The 18,604-nt window shown below is 70.8% G+C and carries 15 protein-coding genes and 2 pseudogenes; 10 read left to right on the top strand and 7 right to left on the bottom strand.

Translation table 11 applies throughout. The annotated features are described in order from the left end of the window. The coding region (locus G3I19_RS23475; protein ID WP_164265673.1) for an MFS transporter at positions 1–1,272 on the bottom strand (1,272 nt) is incomplete at its 3' end. A 218-nt stretch (positions 1,273–1,490) separates the two neighbouring features. Between G3I19_RS23475 and G3I19_RS23470 the strand changes: the two genes are divergently transcribed. The 3 genes from G3I19_RS23470 (at position 1,491) to G3I19_RS23460 (ending at position 6,448) form a co-directional block, all read left to right on the top strand. Continuing rightward, complete coding sequence (locus tag G3I19_RS23470) at positions 1,491–2,435, top strand: TetR/AcrR family transcriptional regulator C-terminal domain-containing protein (protein ID WP_164265669.1); 945 nt, start codon at positions 1,491–1,493, stop codon at positions 2,433–2,435. Between the two features lie 161 nt (positions 2,436–2,596). Continuing rightward, positions 2,597–4,627: a M4 family metallopeptidase gene (locus tag G3I19_RS23465; RefSeq protein WP_164265668.1), complete on the top strand. Its 2,031-nt coding sequence runs from the start codon at positions 2,597–2,599 to the stop codon at positions 4,625–4,627. Between the two features lie 246 nt (positions 4,628–4,873). Then, positions 4,874–6,448: a M4 family metallopeptidase gene (locus G3I19_RS23460; RefSeq protein ID WP_164265672.1), complete on the top strand. Its 1,575-nt coding sequence runs from the start codon at positions 4,874–4,876 to the stop codon at positions 6,446–6,448. Positions 6,449–6,551: 103 nt separating this feature from the next. Here G3I19_RS23460 and G3I19_RS23455 read toward each other — a convergent pair whose 3' ends face one another. Together G3I19_RS23455 and glgP are read right to left on the bottom strand one after the other, a co-directional pair. Continuing rightward, positions 6,552–7,799 (bottom strand): alginate lyase family protein, encoded by a 1,248-nt coding sequence (locus G3I19_RS23455; RefSeq protein WP_164265667.1) that lies wholly within the window; start codon positions 7,797–7,799, stop codon positions 6,552–6,554. 184 nt (positions 7,800–7,983) lie between these two features. Then, positions 7,984–10,611, bottom strand: a complete 2,628-nt coding sequence (glgP, locus tag G3I19_RS23450) for an alpha-glucan family phosphorylase (protein ID WP_164265671.1) — start codon at positions 10,609–10,611, stop codon at positions 7,984–7,986. Positions 10,612–11,220: 609 nt separating this feature from the next. Between glgP and G3I19_RS23445 the strand changes: the two genes are divergently transcribed. After that, on the top strand, positions 11,221–11,694 hold the full coding sequence (locus G3I19_RS23445; protein ID WP_164265666.1) for an SRPBCC family protein: 474 nt from the start codon (positions 11,221–11,223) through the stop codon (positions 11,692–11,694). A 50-nt stretch (positions 11,695–11,744) separates the two neighbouring features. Here G3I19_RS23445 and G3I19_RS23440 read toward each other — a convergent pair whose 3' ends face one another. Beyond that, positions 11,745–12,878 carry a PLP-dependent cysteine synthase family protein gene (locus G3I19_RS23440; protein WP_164265665.1) on the bottom strand — a complete coding sequence of 378 codons (1,134 nt, stop codon included), beginning with the start codon at positions 12,876–12,878 and terminating at the stop codon, positions 11,745–11,747. A gap of 222 nt (positions 12,879–13,100) precedes the next feature. On the opposite strand from G3I19_RS23440, the gene G3I19_RS23435 reads away from it, so the two are divergent. Together G3I19_RS23435 and G3I19_RS23430 are read left to right on the top strand one after the other, a co-directional pair. Then, positions 13,101–13,412, top strand: a complete 312-nt coding sequence (locus G3I19_RS23435) for a hypothetical protein (protein WP_164265664.1) — start codon at positions 13,101–13,103, stop codon at positions 13,410–13,412. A 139-nt stretch (positions 13,413–13,551) separates the two neighbouring features. Beyond that, entirely contained in the window at positions 13,552–14,055 is a 504-nt protein-coding gene (locus G3I19_RS23430; protein ID WP_164265663.1) for an ATP-binding protein, read from the top strand. Between the two features lie 79 nt (positions 14,056–14,134). Here G3I19_RS23430 and G3I19_RS23425 read toward each other — a convergent pair whose 3' ends face one another. After that, positions 14,135–14,425 carry an SHOCT domain-containing protein gene (locus G3I19_RS23425; RefSeq protein ID WP_164265662.1) on the bottom strand — a complete coding sequence of 97 codons (291 nt, stop codon included), beginning with the start codon at positions 14,423–14,425 and terminating at the stop codon, positions 14,135–14,137. Positions 14,426–14,709: 284 nt separating this feature from the next. On the opposite strand from G3I19_RS23425, the pseudogene G3I19_RS23420 reads away from it, so the two are divergent. Both G3I19_RS23420 and G3I19_RS38340 read left to right on the top strand, forming a co-directional pair. Then, positions 14,710–15,186: pseudogene (locus tag G3I19_RS23420) on the top strand (DUF4865 family protein); the annotation flags it as partial. Between the two features lie 59 nt (positions 15,187–15,245). Then, positions 15,246–15,431: pseudogene (locus G3I19_RS38340) on the top strand (hypothetical protein); the annotation flags it as partial. Between the two features lie 180 nt (positions 15,432–15,611). On the opposite strand, the gene G3I19_RS23410 reads toward G3I19_RS38340, so the two are convergent. Beyond that, positions 15,612–16,190 carry a TetR/AcrR family transcriptional regulator gene (locus G3I19_RS23410; RefSeq protein ID WP_164265661.1) on the bottom strand — a complete coding sequence of 193 codons (579 nt, stop codon included), beginning with the start codon at positions 16,188–16,190 and terminating at the stop codon, positions 15,612–15,614. An 80-nt stretch (positions 16,191–16,270) separates the two neighbouring features. Between G3I19_RS23410 and G3I19_RS23405 the strand changes: the two genes are divergently transcribed. Continuing rightward, a complete protein-coding gene (locus G3I19_RS23405) occupies positions 16,271–17,044 on the top strand; it encodes an oxidoreductase (RefSeq protein ID WP_164265660.1) in 774 nt (257 codons plus the stop codon). Positions 17,045–17,076: 32 nt separating this feature from the next. Then, positions 17,077–17,445: a VOC family protein gene (locus G3I19_RS23400; RefSeq protein ID WP_164265659.1), complete on the top strand. Its 369-nt coding sequence runs from the start codon at positions 17,077–17,079 to the stop codon at positions 17,443–17,445. Between the two features lie 288 nt (positions 17,446–17,733). Here G3I19_RS23400 and G3I19_RS23395 read toward each other — a convergent pair. Continuing rightward, positions 17,734–18,604 (bottom strand): ROK family protein (locus G3I19_RS23395; protein WP_164265658.1); only part of this gene is annotated, 871 nt, incomplete at its 5' end.

The following is an 18,604-nucleotide window of genomic DNA, read 5'->3' as shown; positions in this document are numbered from 1 at the left end:
CACCGCGGTCGCGCCGCCCCGCGTCTCGCGGCCGGCGCCGGGCGCCCCCGCCATGTCACTGCGGTACACGGCGGCCCCGATGGACCCCAGGATGGCCATGCCCAGGGCCCCGCCCAGCTCCTGCCCGGATTCCAGGACGGCGGCGGCCGACCCCGCGCGCTCCGGCGGGGCCGCGCCGAGAGCGAGTTCGTTGGCGAGCGTCATCGCGGCGACCAGACCGCCCGCGTACACCGCAGAGCCAGCGAGCGTGAACCAGAGCGGCGAGTCGCCGTGCACCCGGCTCAGCCAGAGGAACCCGCACGCCGAGACCGTGAAGCCCGCGCCCATCACATACGCGCGGTCGAAGCGTTTGGCGAGCAGGGTGCCCGCCGGGGCGAGCACCGCCACACCCGCCATCGGCACCAGCGACCAGAGCGCCGCCGTGAGCGGACTCAGGCCCAGCACACTCTGCAGGTACTGGGTGAGGAAGACCGCGAACCCGACCGTCGCGAACATGGCCAGCAGGTTGGCGAGCAGCGAGCCGCAGAAGGCGGGGCGGCGCAGCAGCGCGAGGTCGACCATCGGGTGTTCCAGGCGCTGTTGACGCAGTACGAAGACGACTCCGACGACCAGGCCCGCGGTGACGCTGAGCGCGGACAGCGGGGTGTATCCGTGCGCCGCCAGCTCCTTGACGCCCCGGATGACGGGCAGCAGCGTGGCGAGCGAGAGCACCGCGCTCAGCAGGTCGAACCGGCCGCGGGCCGGTGTTCTGAACTCCGGGAGCAGCAGCGGGCCGAGGACCAGCAGCAGCGCCATGGCGGGCAGGTTGACCAGGAAGACCGAGCCCCACCAGAAGTGGGCGAGCAGCAGTCCGCTGACCACAGGGCCGAGCGAGATGCCGGTGGTCATCACCGCCGTCCACAGGGCGACGGCCTTGCCCCGCTGCCTCTCGTCGCGGAAGAGGTGGCGGATCAGCGCGAGGGTCGACGGCATCAGCGCGGCTCCGCCCACACCGAGCAACGCCCTTACGGCGATGAGCTGTCCGGCGCTGTGGGCGTAGGCGGCGGCGACCGATGCGGTGCCGAAGAGCACCGCGCCCGCGAGCACCAGCCTGCGCCGTCCGACGCGGTCGCCGAGCGCGCCCATCGTGATCAGCAGCCCCGCGAGTACGAAGCCGTACATGTCGAGCATCCACAGCTGCTGGGTGGCGCTCGGTTCCAAGTCCCTGCTGATGTACGGGATGGCGAAGTAGAGGATGGAGACGTCCATGGAGACGAGGAGCAGCGGGAGCATCAGCACGGCGAGTGCGATCCACTCCCGACGGCCCGCTGTGGGTCCTGCCGTGGGGGCTGGGGTGGGTGCTGGGTCGGGTGCTGGAGTGTGCGCTGCAGGGGTCATGCCGGGAGCGAAGCAGCGCGTGGTGTACGCCGCAAACAGCTTGCTGGTGCACCCTGGTGCGGTCCTTCGCCGACCAGGCTTTTCCGCGCCAACTGCACTAGTACAGTGAAGGAATGAGCAGCCAGCCGCCCTATCTCCGCGCCGCAGCCGGGATCCGCCGCAGGATCGAGTCGGGCGAGCTGGCACCCGGCGACCGCGTCCCCTCGACCCGGCAGATCGTCCGGGAGTGCGGGGTGGCGATGGCGACCGCCACCAAGGCGCTGGCGGCGCTGCGGCAGGAGGGACTGGTACGGGCGGTGCCCGGCGTCGGCACGGTCGTCGCCGCGCCCCCGGCCGGCGGCCCCGGCGTGCCCGCCGCACAGGGCCCCGCCCCCGCGGGTTCCGCCGCGCAGGGGCCGACCCGCGCCCGTATCGTCCGTACCGCCGTCGCGTTCGCCGACGCCGAGGGCCTGGCCGAGCTGTCGATGCGGCGGGTGGCCACCGAACTCGGGCTCTCCACCATGGCGTTGTACCGCTACGTCCAGGGCAAGGCCGAGCTCGTACGGCTGATGGCGGACGCCGTGTACGGGGAGCGGCCGCTGCCCGCGGTCCAGCCGGCCCACTGGCGCGCCAGGTTCGAGCTCGGCACCCGGTGGCTGTGGGAGGCGCACCGGCGGCACTCGTGGATGGCGCGGGCGATGGCCTCCTTCACCCGCCCCACTCCGGCGCCGAACGCGATGGCGTACACGGAGTGGATGCTGCGGGCCGGGGCGGACACCGGACTGTCGAAGCACCAGGTGATGCATCTGCATCTCACGCTGTTCGGCCATGTCCAGGGGCTGGCGACGGCCACCGACCTCGAAGGGCAGGCGGTCCAGGACACCGGGCTCTCCAGCGACGAGTGGATGGCCAGGAACGAGACACAGTTCTCGGCCCTCGGGGCGACCGGCGCCTACCCGCATCTCAATTCGCTCGCCGGACACGAGGGCTTCGCGCTGGACCTCGGGCAGGTCTTCGAGTTCGGGCTGTCCCGGATCCTGGACGGCGTCGCGGTACTCCTCAGCAAACATTCCGTATAGCGAACATGACCCTGCGGACAACGGACGATTTCCGGCCAACCTTTTGACGCGGTCCTGACACAGGGTCCTCACAGATGTCACTCTCTCCCCGTTCTGCGCACTGCTTGCTCGTCAGGGCGGCTCACCAGGTCGCTCTGTCCACCCTTGCAGAAGGAGTCCGCGTGAGACCCACGCACCGTCGTGCCACCGCCACCGGCGCCCTCGTCGCCGCCGCGGCACTGCTCGCCGTAGGAGTACAGGCCGGCACAGCCTCCGCATCACCCGGGAACACGGCCGCGTCCACCGCGGCCACCGGCAAGTCCGCCCCCGCCGCCGCCCCGGCAGCCCTCTCGCCCTCCCAGCGGGCCGAGTTGCTGCGCGAGGCGAACTCCACCAAGGCGGACACCGCCAGGAGTCTCGGCCTCGGAGCGCAGGAGAAACTCCTGGTCCACGACGTCACCCAGGACCGGGACGGCACGACGCACACCCGGTACGAGCGCACCTACGCCGGACTCCCCGTCCTCGGCGGCGACCTGGTCGTCGACTCGTCGAAGTCAGGGGCGACCGAGGGCGTCACCAAGGCGTCCCGCGCAGAACTGAAGAACGTGAACACCAGCGCGGCCGTGGCACCGGCCGCAGCCGAGAAGTCGGCGCTGAAGGCGGCGGCCGACCGTGGGTCCGCGAGGACCGCGGCCGACGGGGCGCCCCGCAAGGTGGTCTGGCTGGCCCAGGGCACACCGGTGCTCGCCTACGAGACGGTCGTCGGGGGCTTCCAGGACGACGGCACCCCGAGCGAACTGCACGTCATCACCGACGCCACCACCGGCAAGAAGCTCTTCGAGCGCCAGGCCATCGAGACGGGCGTCGGCAACACCGAGTACAGCGGCAAGGTCACCCTGGGCACCACCAAGTCGGGGTCGAACTACACCCTGAACGACGGCGGCCGCGGCGGTCATCTGACGTACAACCTGAACCACGGGACGTCCGGCAAGGGCACCCTGTACACCAACACCACGGACACCTGGGGCAACGGCCTGGCCTCCAACTCGGAGACCGCGGCGGCCGACGCCCACTACGGCGCCGCCGAGACCTGGGACTTCTACAAGAACGTCTTCGGCCGGACCGGCATAGCGGGCAACGGCGTGGCCGCCTACTCCCGTGTCCACTACGGCAATTCGTATGTCAACGCCTTCTGGGACGACAGCTGCTTCTGCATGACGTACGGCGACGGCGCAGGCAACGCGGACCCGCTGACCGCCATCGACGTCGCCGGCCACGAGATGTCGCACGGCGTCACCGCGGCCACCGCGGGGCTCAACTACAGCGGTGAGTCCGGCGGGCTGAACGAGGCGACGTCCGACATCTTCGGTACGTCGGTCGAGTTCTACGCCGCCAACGCCGCCGACCCCGGTGACTACCTCATCGGCGAGAAGATCGACATCAACGGCGACGGCACGCCGCTGCGCTACATGGACAAGCCGAGCAAGGACGGCGCGTCGAAGGACGCCTGGTCGTCCAGCCTCGGCGGACTCGACGTGCACTACTCGTCGGGCCCGGCCAACCACTTCTTCTACCTGCTCAGCGAGGGCAGCGGCAAGAAGACCATCAACGGCGTCAGCTACGACTCGCCGACGTCCGACGGCCTGCCGGTGACCGGCATCGGCCGCGACAAGGCCCAGCTGATCTGGTACAAGGCGCTGACCGAGAAGTTCACGTCGACGACCAACTACGCCGCGGCGCGCACCGGGACACTGGCGGTCGCGAGTGAGCTGTACGGCGCGAGCAGCGCCGAGTACAAGTCGGTCGCGGACGCCTGGGCCGCCATCAACGTCGGCGCCAGGCCCGGCGGCGGGGACCCGGGCACGGGCACCGTCTTCCAGTCCACCGCCAAGCTCGCCATCCCGGACGGCGGTTCTGCGGTCAGCTCGCCGATCGCGGTCACGGGTGTGACGGGCAAGGCACCGGCCACGCTCAAGGTGGACGTCGACATCAGCCACACCTGGCGCGGCGACCTGGTCATCGACCTGGTCGGACCGAGCGGGAAGACGTACCGGCTGAAGAACTCCAGTCCGTCCGACTCGGCGGACAACGTGGTGGCCTCGTACACGGTCAACGCGTCGACCGAGACGGCCGACGGAACCTGGAAGCTGAAGGTCCAGGACGTCGCCCGGCAGGACACCGGAACGCTGAACAGCTGGAAACTGACCTTCTGATTTCCCGCCACAAAGCAGCCCGGCCGCACTAATGTTCCACTGAACGGCGCTTCACAGAAGCTTCGTTCGACCGCACGGTTGTCCAACAGGACAGTGCTGCCCGGGGGACCCCAATCTCCCCCGGGCGGCGCCACCACCCGCACGTCACCCGCACTTTTCCAACCCCCCACCTCTGAAAGGGAAAATCGAGTGACCTCTCACATATCGCGTTCGCAGCGCATCGCCGGTTCCATCGCCGTCGCGGCGATGCTGGCCGCCGGCCTCACCTCCCTGTCCTCCGGTGCCGCGGGCGCCGCCCCGACACCGGCCGCGCCGGCCGCGCAGGCGCTCGCCCTCTCCTCGTCCCAGCACGCGGCCCTGCTCCGCACGGCGGCGGCCGACACCGCGAGCACCGCGGGCAAGCTCGGCCTGGGCAGCCAGGAGAAGCTGGTCGTCCGGGACGTCATCAAGGACGCCAACGGCACGACGCACACGCGGTACGAGCGCACCTACGCCGGACTCCCCGTCCTCGGCGGCGACCTGGTCGTCCACACGCCGAAGTCGGGGGCGGCCACCGTCACCAAGGCGACCAAGGCCACCATCAAGGTCGCCGGTACCACCGCCGCGGTGAAGCCGGCCACCGCCCAGCAGAAGGCGCTCAGCGCCGCCAAGTCAGCGGGCGCCGACAAGGCTTCGGCCGACCAGGCCCCGCGCAAGGTCATCTGGGCGGCCACCGGCAAGCCCACCCTGGCCTACGAGACCGTGGTCGGCGGCTTCCAGGACGACGGCACACCCAGCAAGCTGCACGTCGTCACGGACGCGGCCACCGGCAAGAAGCTCTCGCAGTGGCAGGCGGTCGAGACCGGCACCGGCACCAGCGAGTACAGCGGCAAGGTCACCCTGGGCACCACCAAGTCGGGGTCGAACTACACCCTGAACGACGCCGACCGCGGCGGCCACCAGACGTACAACCTGGACAACGGGACGTCCGGCAAGGGCACCCTGTTCAGCAACACCACCGACACCTGGGGTGACGGCACCGCCAAGAACCCGGAGACGGCGGCGGTGGACGCGCACTACGGCGCGGCCGAGACCTGGGACTTCTACAAGGACGTCCTCAAGCGCAACGGCATCGCCGGTGACGGCAAGGCGTCCTACAGCCGGGTCCACTACGGCGACTCGTACGTCAACGCCTTCTGGGACGACAGCTGCTTCTGCATGACGTACGGCGACGGCGAGGGCAACGCCGACCCGCTGACCGCCATCGACGTGGCCGGCCACGAGATGTCGCACGGCCTCACCGCTGCCACCGCGAACCTCGACTACACGGGTGAGTCCGGCGGGCTCAACGAGGCGACGTCCGACATCTTCGGCACCGCCGTCGAGTTCTACGCCAACAACACCTCGGACCCGGGCGACTACCTCATCGGCGAGAAGATCAACATCAACGGCGACGGCACCCCGCTGCGCTACATGGACAAGCCCAGCAAGGACGGCGGTTCGGCCGACTACTGGTCGTCCAGCCTCGGCGACCTCGACGTGCACTACTCGTCGGGCCCGGCCAACCACTTCTTCTACCTGCTCAGCGAGGGCAGCGGAAAGAAGACCATCAACGGCGTCGACTACGACTCCCCGACCTCGGACGGCTCCACGGTCACCGGCATCGGCCGGGACAAGGCCATCCAGATCTGGTACAAGGCCCTGACGACGTACATGACCTCGACGACCGACTACGCGGCGGCCCGCACGGCGACGCTCAAGGCGGCGAGTGACCTGTACGGCGCGGACAGCGCCGAGTACAAGGCGGTCGGCGCCGCCTGGACCGGCATCAACGTCAAGTAACACCCGCACCCCGGCGAAGGCCCCGCCCCCACACCACATCCGGCGTGGGGGCGGGGCCTTCCGCTGTCCCGGTGACCGGTGAGCGGGGCCCGTTCTCCTCCGCTCAGGCCGGATTGTCCGCGTGCGTCAGGGTCTCCCAGGCCACGAACAGGTTGTCCGTGCCGGCCGGGCGCTGCTTCTCCGTCAGGGCCTGGGTGTTGGTCATGGCGATGCCCAGCCGGTTGTGCAGGGCGTTGAAGCCGACCTCGGTGACCGGGCCGAGGCTGTCCTTGAGGGAGCCGCCGCACAGAGTGGACGGGACGGCCGCGCCCATCATGTACTTCGACTGGAGGCCCAGTGCCTGGCGCAGCCGTTCCTGGATCTCCGGGTAGAGGTCCTGGCCCTGGATGCGGCTGGTCTCGGCGATGTGGGAGATCGCCGAGAGGCCGTAGCCGGTGTGTGTCAGGTCGCGGCAGGTCTCCTGGGTGAGGCCGTCCATGAAAGTGGACTGGCCCTGCCAGTACTTGACGATCGCGTCGCGTCCGCTGAGGCCGCTGCCCGGTGCGACCTTCGGCAGGGCGCCGTCCGAGCTGAGGTAGATGTACGCGGGCACCCGGCCGCGGAAGGTCGCGACCGCCTTGTCGTAGGAGGCGCGGTCCTCCAGGAAGACGGAGATGCCGATCGCCGCCTCCGTCATCGACAGTTCCCAGTTGCCGTTGGACTGGGAGCCCTTGATGACCTCGGGCAGATAGACGTCGCGCAGCATGGTGGCGAACCGGTCCGCGCCGGGCCAGCCCGTGTAGGTGTACTTGATGATCTCGGCGGCGCGCGGCCAGACCGATCCGGCCCAGCCGGTCTGGAGGGGTGCGTTGCTGTTGGTGTGCTCCTTGATCACGGCCGACCAGGCGTCCATCAGCTCGATGGACTTCTTGGCGTACCGGTCGTCCCTGGTGATGTACCAGGCGAGCGCGTCGGTGTACGCGGCGATGGCGTCCTCGCGTTCGTCCGTACAACCGTTGTCGGGTTTCGAGTAGGAGCCGCACTCGACGTCGGCGCGCGGGGCGGGGGTCCGGGAGAGCGAGGCGTACTTGCTCGCCATCATCTGGGCGTCGGCGCTCTTCCAGGGTTCGGCGCCCGCCTGAACCTTTCCGCGGACGAAGTCGAGCTGCGGGCCGCTGACGAGGACGCCGGGGTGGGTGAAGGCCGTGGGTGCCGCCACGGCCGCCGGTGCGGTGGCGGGGGCTGCGGGCCTCGCGGCCATGGCCTGAGGCATCAGGACCAGGCCGAGGATGCCGGCCAGCGCGGCGGCCGCGCCGGTCGACCGGGCTCTGCTGCGGCGGGGCGATCGGTGCGAGGTGGTTCCGGTACGCATGTGGGGGGTGCCTTCCGGTAGGAAATCCTCCCGGAGTTCATGGATGTGAATAACTCTTCTACTGATGAACTCCGTTGTGGATGTGGAACCTAAAGGCATCTCATGAGCACGTCAAGAGTTGCGTTCGGGAAACGAAAGGGCCCGGCGCCGCGGAGACGGACGCCGGACCCTTTCTGACTGCATGTCACCTCAGGAGTACGCCCGCTCCCTCCCCCGTCGCGGCCGTCGGGGCCGCCACGAGACCCAGCTCCGCGCCGGTCGCCAGCAGTTCGTGCGCGGGCAGGATCCGGACCGTGTAGCCGTAGGGTCCCGTACGGTCCAGGGCGAGCGGCCCCTCGTACAGCAGCCGCCCCTCCAGGTCGGGGCCGCCCGCCGGTTTCAGGGCGACGGTCCGCGCTTCGGCGATCCGGTCCTGCTCATCGACCTGGCCCGAAACCGCCTGCACCTCCACGTCGTCCGGTCCCAGCGCACCGAGCGCGACCTGGACCCGCAGCGAGAGGGTGGAGCCCAGCTCTGCCGTGCCGTCGGCCGCGGCCGCAGCGACCGCCTCCACATGGTCGACATGGACCTCGGGCCAGGCCGCCCGCACCCGCGCCTTCCAGCCGGCCAGCTCCCTGGCCGCGTCGGGCCCGAGCGAGCGGTGGGCGAGAGCGGCCGGCGCGTACAGCCGCTCGACGTACTCGCGCACCATCCGCCCCGCCAGCACCTTCGGCCCCAGGGTGGTCAGCGTGGAGCGGACCATGGACACCCAGCGCTCGGGCAGACCGTCGGCCGTGCGGTCGTAGAAGCGCGGCGCGACCCGGTCCTCGATCAGCGAGTACAGCGCCGCCGACTCCAGCTCGTCGCGCCGGTCCTCGTCCAGCCCCGCGCCGTCCGCGGTGGGGATGGCCCAGCCGAAGTCCGGCTCGAACCACTCGTCCCACCAGCCGTCGAGCACCGAGAGGTTGAGGCAGCCGTTGAGCGCCGCCTTCATCCCTGACGTACCGCACGCCTCCAGCGGGCGCAGCGGATTGTTCAGCCAGACATCGCAGCCCGGGTAGAGCCGCTCCGCCATCGCCATGCCGTAGTCCGGAAGGAAGACGATGCGGTGGCGCACCCGTGGGTCGTCCGCGAACCGCACCAGCTCCTGCACCAGCCGCTTCCCGCCGTCGTCGGCCGGGTGCGCCTTGCCCGCGACGACGATCTGGATCGGCCTGGCCGGATGGAGCAGCAGCTCGGTCAGCCGGTCGCGGTCGCGCAGCATCAGCGTCAGGCGCTTGTACGAGGGGACGCGCCGGGCGAAGCCGATGGTCAGCACGTCCGGGTCGAGCACCCCGTCGATCCAGCCCAGTTCGGCGTCGGAAGCGCCGCGCCCGCGCCAGGACGCGCGCAGTCGGGTCCGTACCTCGCCGACCAGCTGTTCGCGCAGGGTACGGCGCAGCTCCCAGACCTCCGCGTCGGGGATGTCGGCCACCGCGTCCCAGCGGTCGGAGCCGCCCACCGACAGTGCGTGCTCGGTGCGTTCGGCGCCGATCCGGCGGACGGCGGTGCGGGTGATCTCGGGCGCCGCCCAGGTCGGCGCGTGCACCCCGTTGGTGATCGAGGTGATCGGCACCTCGTCGGGGTCGAATCCCGGCCACAGTCCGGCGAACATCTCCCGGCTGACGGCGCCGTGCAGGGTGGAGACCCCGTTGGCGCGCTGGGCGAGCCGCAGTCCCATCACCGCCATGTTGAAGAGCCGCGGCTCACCGCCCGGGTAGGTCTCGGTGCCCAGCTGGAGCACGCGTCCGGCGTCCACGCCCGGCAGTTCGCCGTCGTCCCCGAAGTGGCGGGCGACCAGATCGCGGTCGAAGCGGTCGATGCCGGCGGGGACGGGGGTGTGGGTGGTGAAGACCGTTCCGGCGCGTACGGACTCCAGCGCGGCGTCGAAGTCCAGTCCCGAGCCGCCGAGTTCACGGATGCGCTCCAGGCCGAGGAAGCCGGCGTGCCCCTCGTTGGTGTGGAACACCTCGGGGTCCGGGTGGCCGGTGATCCGGCAGTACGAGCGCAGCGCCCGCACCCCGCCGATCCCGAGGAGCATCTCCTGGAGGAGCCGGTGCTCGCTGCCGCCGCCGTAGAGCCGGTCGGTGACGCCCCGCTCGGCCGGTTCGTTCTCCTCCACGTCGGAGTCCAGCATCAGCAGCGGGACGCGGCCGACCTGCGCCTGCCAGATGTGGGCGTGCAGGGAGCGGCCGCCGGGCAGCGTGAGGACGACCCGGCTGGGTGCGCCGTCGGCCTCGCGCAGCAGTGTGACGGGCAGCTCGTCGGGGTCGAGCACCGGGTAGTGCTCCTGCTGCCAGCCCTCGCGGGAGAGCGACTGGCGGAAGTAGCCGTGCCGGTAGAGCAGGCCGACCCCGATGAGCGGTACGCCGAGGTCGCTGGCCGCCTTGAGATGGTCGCCCGCCAGGATGCCGAGGCCGCCCGAGTACTGCGGGAGGGCGGCGGTGACACCGAACTCGGGTGAGAAGTAGCCGATGGCGGCGGGCAGCCCAGCGGGCTGTTCCTGGTACCAGCGCGGTCCGTGCAGATAGGTGTCGAGGCCGTCGGCGGCCTCGGTCAGGTCGCGCAGGAAGCCGGGGTCGGCGGCCAGCTCGGCGAGCCGGGCGGCCGACACCGTACCGAGGAGCCGGACGGGGTCACCGCCGGCCGCCGGGAGGCCATCGGGGTCGACGGCTCTGAACAGGTCCTTGGTCCCGGCGTGCCAGGACCAGCGGAGGTTGCGGGCGAGCTCGCCCAGAGGACGCAGCGGCTCGGGGAGGACGGGGCGGACGGTGAATCGACGAATGGCCTTCACGTGTTCCACCTTCGCAGGGGAGATGCGCATCCAGGGGACGCACAGCGGTGTACGTCCGCACTTCACCCCGAAGGTAACCGCCGGCACTCCCCGCAACCACGGCGCGAGGCCGGCGGCGGCGCGCGCGCTGACCCTGCGGGTGGCGGGCACCGCCACCCCCGCCGCGAGCAGCAGCTCGACCGCGCCGCTGACCTGGGTGTACGTCCGGGCCCTGCCGGGCAGCCAGGGCGGCACCGTGCTGTCGAACGGGCGCGGGGCCAGGAAGTGGGCCGCTCCGGCACCGGCCAGGAGGGCGGCCAGATACCTCGTCGGACGGTCAGCGGCCGGCATGGGGCCTCCAGAGCTCGGTGGGCTGCGGCGTACACATCGCACAGGTGCGCGTACGGAGTGATTCTTACTTCCCGGTAGCTTGCTTGGGAAGCCCGGTGGTTCGCTTGGGAAGCCCGGTGGTTTGCGTGGGAAGCCCGGTGGCTTGCTTGGGTGGCTTGCTGGGAAGCCCGGCACCGCGCCGTTCGCGCCGACGACCGCTTCCCCCGGTACAGACAGCTGATAAGCCGTCAGCTATGGTGTGCTGGCCTGTTCCCCGCCCACGTCTGGAGGTGCGGCCCGATGGCTCACCGGCTCCGCCCCGTCGAGCTCGACTTCGTCGAGACCGCACCGCTGCGCCTGGTCTTTGCCGCAGGCGTGTCCGCCGCCCCCGACGCCGTCTACCGGGCGCTGGCCGAGGAAGTCGCGGACTGGCCGTCCTGGTTCACCGCGGTCACCATGGCCAAGGCCACCGACGGGGGCCGCGAGGTGCGGCTCAAGGGCGGCACCCGCTTCCTGGAGACCGTGCTCGCGGCCGACCCCGCCGCCCGGTACGCCTACCGGGTGGACGAGACCAACACCCCGGGCCTGCGGGCCCTGCTGGAGGAGTGGCGGCTCACCGCGACGGACTCCGGGACCCGCGTCCAGTGGACGTTCGCGGCGGACGGGCCCGCTCCGCTGCTGGCCGGGATCCGGTTCGGCCGGTCCGGCCTGGGGCGGGCCTTCCGCGACGCGACGCGCAAGCTGGACGGCCGGATCGCCACGGCGACGGCGTGACCCCAGGTCCGCACCCCGCAACTCAGATCCTCACTCGGTGACTCAGGCCCTCACTCGGTCCAGACGCCGGTGGCCAGCAGCCGTTCGATGGCCGCGGTGTACGGGGTGATGTCGAGGCCCTGCTCCTCCAGCCAGCTGTCGGAGTAGTACTTGTCCAGGTAGCGGTCGCCCGGGTCGCAGAGCAGGGTGACCACGCTGCCCGTACGGCCGTCGGCCACCATCTCCGCGACGATCTTCAGCGCGCTCCACAGCCCCGTACCGGTCGATCCCCCGGCCTTGCGCCCCATGACCCGGTCGAGTGCGCGGACCGCGGCGACGCTGGCCGCGTCCGGCACCTTCATCATCCGGTCGATGGCGCCGGGCACGAAGCTCGGTTCCATCCGGGGCCTGCCGATGCCCTCGATGCGTGAGCCGCAGTCGCTGGTGGCGGTCGGGTCGTTCCGGGTCCAGCCGTCGAAGAAACAGGAGTTCTCCGGATCGGGGACACAGATCCGGGTGTCGTGCTGCATGTAGTGCACATAGCGGGCGATGGTCGCGGATGTGCCGCCCGTCCCCGCCGTCGCGACGATCCAGGCGGGCTCCGGGTACCGCTCCAGCCTCAGCTGCTGGTAGATGGACTCGGCGATGTTGTTGTTGCCGCGCCAGTCGGTGGCCCGTTCCGCGTACGTGAACTGGTCGATGTAGTGACCGCCGGTCGACGCGGCGAGGGAGCCGGCCTCCTCGTACATCTTCCGCGAGTCGTCCACGAAGTGGCAGCGGCCGCCGTGGAATTCGATCAGCCGGCACTTCTCCTGGCTGGTGGTGCGCGGCATGACGGCGATGAAGGGGACGCCGATGAGCCCGGCGAAGTACGCCTCGGACACCGCGGTCGAGCCGCTGGACGCCTCGATGACCGGCTTCCCCGGCCTGATCCAGCCGTTGCAGAGTCCGTAGAGAAAGAGCGAGCGGGCGAGCCGGTGCTTCAGGCTGCCCGTGGGGTGGGTGGACTCGTCCTTGAGGTAGAGGTCGATGCCCCACTCCTCGGGGAGCGGGAACCGCAGCAGATGGGTGTCGGCGGACCGGTTCGCGTCGGCCTGGACCTTGCGGACCGCTTCCTTGAGCCAGGCCCGGTACTCCGGGTCACTGCGGTCCACATCGGCGGTCGCCGCGGCTCCGCCCCCAGGTCCCTGTGCGCTCGTGCTCACGCGTGCCGCCCCTCATGGTGTCCGCTCCGCTGTCCGTCCGTGACGATACCCGCCCCACCTGCACAAACATTCACTTTGACCACCCATAGGGCTGACTTGCGGAACCGCGGGACATAACGGCACATGCCAGTTCGGCCCGGTTACCCCCGGTGCACTGGTGCGCGGGCCCGCAGCCCGGCACACTGCCGTGAGGGAGACGAACGGAAGAGGGCGGGGAGAACGATGTCGGAAGCGGAATTCACTGCGACGGGTGTACGGATCGAGCGGTGGACCCGGTCGCTCACCCGGGCCGGACAGGTCCTGATCAAGGACGGCAGACTCGCCCTGCTCACCAGCAGCGGACGCGAGATCGACAGCGCCCCGCTGACCACCGTCAGCGCGGGAAAGCCGTGGTTCGCCAAGGTCGGCCGCATGGTGGCGACCGTCAACGGCACCCGCTACCGGCTCACCATGGGCCAGCGGAATCTGCCGCTCGACAGCTCCAGGTCGGTCGCCAGGTTCCTGGACGCGGTGCACCGGGGCAGCAGGCGCTGACCCGGGCGCGAGTTGCGAAGCCCCATCCCCTGGGTGACTCTGGTGTCACATCACTAACGGTTTACCGGCGGTCACGCTGAGAACAGCTTCCCGTCGGCCACTTCGTCTTCTTCCGGACCTCATTCGGGGAGTCGCAGCCGTGATCACCCAGCCGACCAGGCATTGCGCCGTAGAACTTCAAGCCCTTCCGTCCCGTATCGGGCAGGTCCGCAGAATCGTATCGGCGCAGCTGCGCTACTGGCATCTCGATCCTCTGATCGACCAAGCAGCGCTGGGCGTCACCGAGTTGCTCACCAATGTCCACCGGCACGCCCAGCCGGACAAACTGTGCACCGTCGAGATGGATCTGCTGCTCGACCGGCTCACGGTCTCGGTCCACGACCATGACCCCCGGATGCCCCTGGTGTGCGACGCCGAGCAGTTCGCCACCTGCGGGCGCGGGCTCTCGATGATCGCCGCCGTCAGCGAGTGCTGGGGCGTGCGGCCGCAGGGAACGACGGGCAAGGTCGTGTGGTTCACGCTGCCGGCCGCGCCGCCCGCCACACCGCTCGACCTCGCCCACCGCGCTCCGGTGTACGGCGCCACGACATCGGGGCCGTTCGCCTACGACCGCCCGTCGGCGGACTCCGCGCTGGTGAGCTGACCCGCCGGCCGTACGACGGTGGGGCGGGCATCGCAGCGACGCTGCGATGCCCGCCCCACGGTGGGACGATGCCGGCGGGTCAGACGGGCCCGCTTCTCGATGTGGGACCGAACTGTTCGTCGAGGACGGACAGCCGGCGCCAGTACTCCTCCTCGTCGATCTCGCCGGAGGCGAACCTGCGGCCGAGAATCGCGATCGGGGCGTGCTCGCCCTGGGCGGAGCGCATCTGGCCGGGGCCCTGCCACGGGCCCCGCCTGCCGCGCCACACGGTACGGCGCAGAACGGTGACGACCGTGAAAATGACCGCCGCCCAGAGGAACGGGAAAAGCAGGATCCACGGCCCGGGTCCTGCGAAGGCCAGCGTGTTCATGTCGGTTCAGCTCCTCGGTGGGAAGGCTCTCCACTGATTTCCCTACTGACATCGAGCTTCCCGCTCCGGGGGGCCGATGGCGTCGTACGGCCGGCGGCCGTGCAGGTGCGCCGACGGGAGTACGAGCGGGCTCCAGGACTGCTTCCCGGCTGTCTCCCAGCCCCTCCCGCTGTCCCGCTGTCCCGCTGTCCCGCTGTCCCGCTGTCCCGCTGGATTCTGTACCTACCGGTTCCGGACATCATCGCGAGCGACGAGCCGCGTGCCCCGCCCGTGCGGGAGCCCGGCTGGGGCTGAAGGCGTACCTCATCCGCGAGCGCGGCCCGCAGTCACCGGTGAACCAGTACGCACCGTTCTACCTCTGGGCCTCCCCCGCCGGCATGAACTCCTTCCTCTGGGGGCCGGGCTTCCAGCGCCTCGTCGACGACTTCGGGCGGCCCGAGGGGCAGCACTGGACGGGTCTCGCCCACGAGGAGGGTGTGGACTCAACCGCCGTGCCACGCACCGCCGTCCGGCGGAGACAGCCCCTCCCTCCCGGCACCGGTCTGTCGTCGGCGGTCGAGGACGCCGTGGCACGGACGGCACGCTTCGCCCGGCTCGACGGGGTGGTGTGCGCGTCCGTCGCCGTCGATCCACGCCACTGGGAGCTGGTCCACTTCTCGCTCTGGGCCGACGACTCCCCCAGGGCGGTGGGCGACCGTTTCGAGGTACTGCATCTGTCGGCGCCCGAGCGTTCCGCGCTGACCGGGGGCAGACAGTGGTGAAGGGGACGTGCTGCGGCAGCATGTGAGCCCGGGCCGCCCAGTCCCTGAAGCGGTTGCGCCGGCTGGCGACGCCGGCCCGGCACGCGCTGGGGTCAAAGGCGCCGCTGCTGGAGCGGGCGGCGGAGCCGAAGCGCACGGCGATGCTGACCGCGGTGATGCGGCACTTGGAGGCGAAGGCGATCGACGAGGCCCTGGACCTGTTCCAGGTCCTGATGGCCGCCCGGCTGCTGAACACCGCCAAGCGGGGCGTCAAGCCGCTGTTGCCGGAACCGGAACCTGAACCTGAACCTGCTCGGACGCTACAGCTTCACCGCGAGCGTCCCGGTCGCCGGCACCCTGCGGCCGCTGCGTGATGCGGACGCCCCGGACCTGGACGAGGGACGACGAGGACGACGACGGGCAGGAGCAGCACGCCGCTCTTCGGCTCAGGTCGCGCGCGGGACGCCGTGGCGCAGGCCGTCGAGGAGGAGGTTGGTGATCTGGCGGGCTTCGTCGAGCCACCCGTCGCTCACGCGCATGGCGCAGATACCGCCCAGGGCTCGTAGCAGGGTGGGGCCGGTGACGTCGCCGCGGACGGTGCCGGCCGTGGCGCCGGCGTCGAGGAGGCGGGTGAGGGCGTCGCCCATATGGGTACGGGCGACGTCGAAGACCGGTGAGTCGCTCGCCATGATGCTCTCCAGCGCGACGGACATGCCTTTGCCCACGGCCGCGTGGTCGACCAGCAGGAGCAGGAAGCGGCGCAGGGCCTCCGCCGGGGCGTGGTGCTCCAGCAGCTGCTCGGGTGCGGCGCACAGGTCGTCGACTTCCTTGCGGTAGACCTCCTCGATCAGTGCCTCGCGGGTCTCGAAGTGCCGGTAGAGCGTTCCGACGGCGACTCCGGCGCTGCGGGCGATCTCTTCCACGTGCGCGTCGGTGTCGCCGGCGAGGAATGCTTCGCGGGCGGCCGACAGCAGGGCTTCGCGGTTGCGGCGCGCGTCGGCGCGCAGCGGGCGTGGTGACGACAAGGGACCTCCATAAGATGAGTCCGGTTCCGTTTAGGTGTATCGTTTCCGGAGTCAGGTTCATCTTACGGAAGGGCTATCCGATGCCGATCACCGATGAGGGGCTGGAGGGCCTACGAGTCCTGGTCACCGGCGGCAGCCGGGGCCTGGGTGCGGCGACCGTGCGCCGGTTCGTCGCCGCGGGCGCGACCGTGCTGACGGCCTCCCGCAGTCGGCCCGCCGCGGACAGCGGCGCCACCTTCATGCCGGCGGACCTCTCCACTCCGGAGGGGGTGGCCGACCTCGGCCGCCGCGTCATCGACCACGTGGGCGGCGTGGACGTCCTCGTGAACAACGCCGGCGCGGCGAGCCCCCCGGCACCGACTCTGAGCCGGTCGGACGAATCCTGGCACACGGACCTGGGGATGAACCTCCTGAGCGCCGTGCGCCTGGACCGGGCCCTGGTGCCGGGCATGGTCGAACGAGGCTCCGGCGTCGTCGTGCACATCTCCTCGATCGCCAGCCAGCTGCCCCAGCGCACGGAAGCCTCCTACGCCGCAGCCAAGGCCGCACTGAACACCTACAGCCGCGAACTGGCCACCGAGGTCGGCGAACACGGAGTGCGCGTGGTCTGCGTTCTACCCGGCTTCGTCGTCACCGACGGCGCCACCGCCCACCTGCGGCACATGGCCGAGCAGCAGGGCGTGACCACGGACGAGATCACTCGCCGGCTCATGGACCACCTGAAAGCCCCCATGGACCGCCCCGGAGACCCCGAGGACGTCGCCGAGATGATCGCCTTCCTCGCCTCCAGCCGCGCGAAATGGCTCACCGGAGCACAGTTCCGCGTCGACGGTGGCATCCTCCCCACCGTCTGAACACCAGCCGGCACCCGAACAGGACCACCAACATGCCCCTCACCCTGGCCTCCGTGATCATCGACGCCGCCGACATCGAGACGGAGGGTGCCTTCTGGCACCGCCTGCTCGGCGGATCGACCACCACCACACCCGCCCACCACTTCATCCAGGCACCCGGCCTGCCCGTGATCGTCGTCCAGTCCGCCCCCGGACACACCGCCCCGGGATGGCCGGACGGCGCCCGCCAGCAGATGCACCTCGACTTCGGCGTTGAAGACCTCGCGACCGCAGACCGCGCCGCCATCGACGCCGGTGCCACGCGCCTGCGCCCCACAGAGGAGTCCAGCTCGGACGCCAGCACCGGCAGCCGTGTGTACGCCAGCCCCGCCGGGCATCCCTTCTGCCTCCGCGCGGCCTGAGGCTGCCATCGCTCATCGTGGGCGCCTGTCGTCGAACGATGGCGAGTCAAGCGGTCAGCGCATCACCGCTGTTCAGAAGGTCACGGGCTCCCCGCGATCCCGGCCCAGCGCAAGGCACGCCGCGAGTACGAGAACCGGGTCGGCACGCTCATGCCCGGGCCGTGATCGTTCTCAGCGCCAGCCACTGTACCGATGCTCCCGAGGCCAGGACCATGATCACCGGCTTGGCGTCAACCGCTGTACCGATGTTTCCCGAGGCCGCGCTCAGCCACTCAGCCACTCAGCCGCTCAGCCGACGATGGAGAGCGGGTCGTCGAGGACCGGCTGCCAGGCCAACTCGGCTGCCCCGACCAGGCTGTTGTGGTCCAGGGTGCACGGCAGGATCGGCACGCCGCCGCTGCGCCCCCACAGGCTGCGGTCGGCGACGACGGCGCGCAGCCTTTCGGGATCCGCGTCGAGCAGTTCGCGGTGGAGGCCGCCGAGGATGATGCGGTCCGGGTTGAGGATGTTCACCAGACCGGCCAGGCCGAGTCCGAGGCGGTCGACGATCTCCTGGGCGGCGATCCGTACCCCCGGGTCGTCGTACTCCGTACGGAGAATGTCGCGGGACTGCTGGAGCAGCGAGCCTTCCGGGCCGGGCGTGCGTCCTGCGGCGGTGAGGAACGCGAGCGGGTCGGTTTCGACATCGAGGCAGCCCCGGCTTCCGCAGTAGCAGGGTCGGCCGTCGGGGTTGACCGTGAGGTGCCCGACCTCCAGGGCCAGGCCCGAACTGCCCGTGTGCAGACGGCCGTCGAGGACCAGGGCGCCGCCGACGCCGCGGTGCCCGGTGGCCACACAGAGCAGATGCTGGGCGCCGCGGCCCGCTCCGTGGCGGTGCTCTGCGAGCGCCGCGAGGTTGACATCGTTGCCGGTGAAGGCGGGGCCGGTGATGCCTGCCGCGCGGACCCGGTCGGCGAAGATGTCGCGGACCGGCGCCCCCGCGGGCCATGCGAGGTGCAGCGGGTTGAGCGCCGTGCCCTCCGGTTCGGCGACGGCCGACGGCACCGCGAGTCCCGCTCCGACGCAGCGCAGGCCGCTGTCGCGGAGCAGCGCGGCGCCCTCGTCGACGACAGCCCCGAGGACCTGCGCGGGGTCGGCCGAGACCGTGACGCAGCCGGGC

This window comes from Streptomyces sp. SID10853 (assembly GCF_010548145.1).
GTDB lineage: Bacteria > Actinomycetota > Actinomycetes > Streptomycetales > Streptomycetaceae > Streptomyces.
This window is presented reverse-complemented; position numbering and strand designations above follow the sequence as displayed.

Bases quoted from the DNA above. Each gene is read 5' to 3' on its own strand.
- G3I19_RS23470 (WP_164265669.1), top strand. From the start codon at position 1,491: ATGAGCAGCCAGCCGCCCTATCTCCGCGCCGCAGCCGGGATCCGCCGC.
- G3I19_RS23460 (WP_164265672.1), top strand. From the start codon at position 4,874: ATGCTGGCCGCCGGCCTCACCTCCCTGTCCTCCGGTGCCGCGGGCGCC.
- G3I19_RS23455 (WP_164265667.1), bottom strand. From the start codon at position 7,799: ATGCGTACCGGAACCACCTCGCACCGATCGCCCCGCCGCAGCAGAGCC.
- G3I19_RS23445 (WP_164265666.1), top strand. From the start codon at position 11,221: ATGGCTCACCGGCTCCGCCCCGTCGAGCTCGACTTCGTCGAGACCGCA.
- G3I19_RS23435 (WP_164265664.1), top strand. From the start codon at position 13,101: ATGTCGGAAGCGGAATTCACTGCGACGGGTGTACGGATCGAGCGGTGG.
- G3I19_RS23425 (WP_164265662.1), bottom strand. From the start codon at position 14,425: ATGAACACGCTGGCCTTCGCAGGACCCGGGCCGTGGATCCTGCTTTTC.
- G3I19_RS23405 (WP_164265660.1), top strand. From the start codon at position 16,271: ATGCCGATCACCGATGAGGGGCTGGAGGGCCTACGAGTCCTGGTCACC.
- G3I19_RS23400 (WP_164265659.1), top strand. From the start codon at position 17,077: ATGCCCCTCACCCTGGCCTCCGTGATCATCGACGCCGCCGACATCGAG.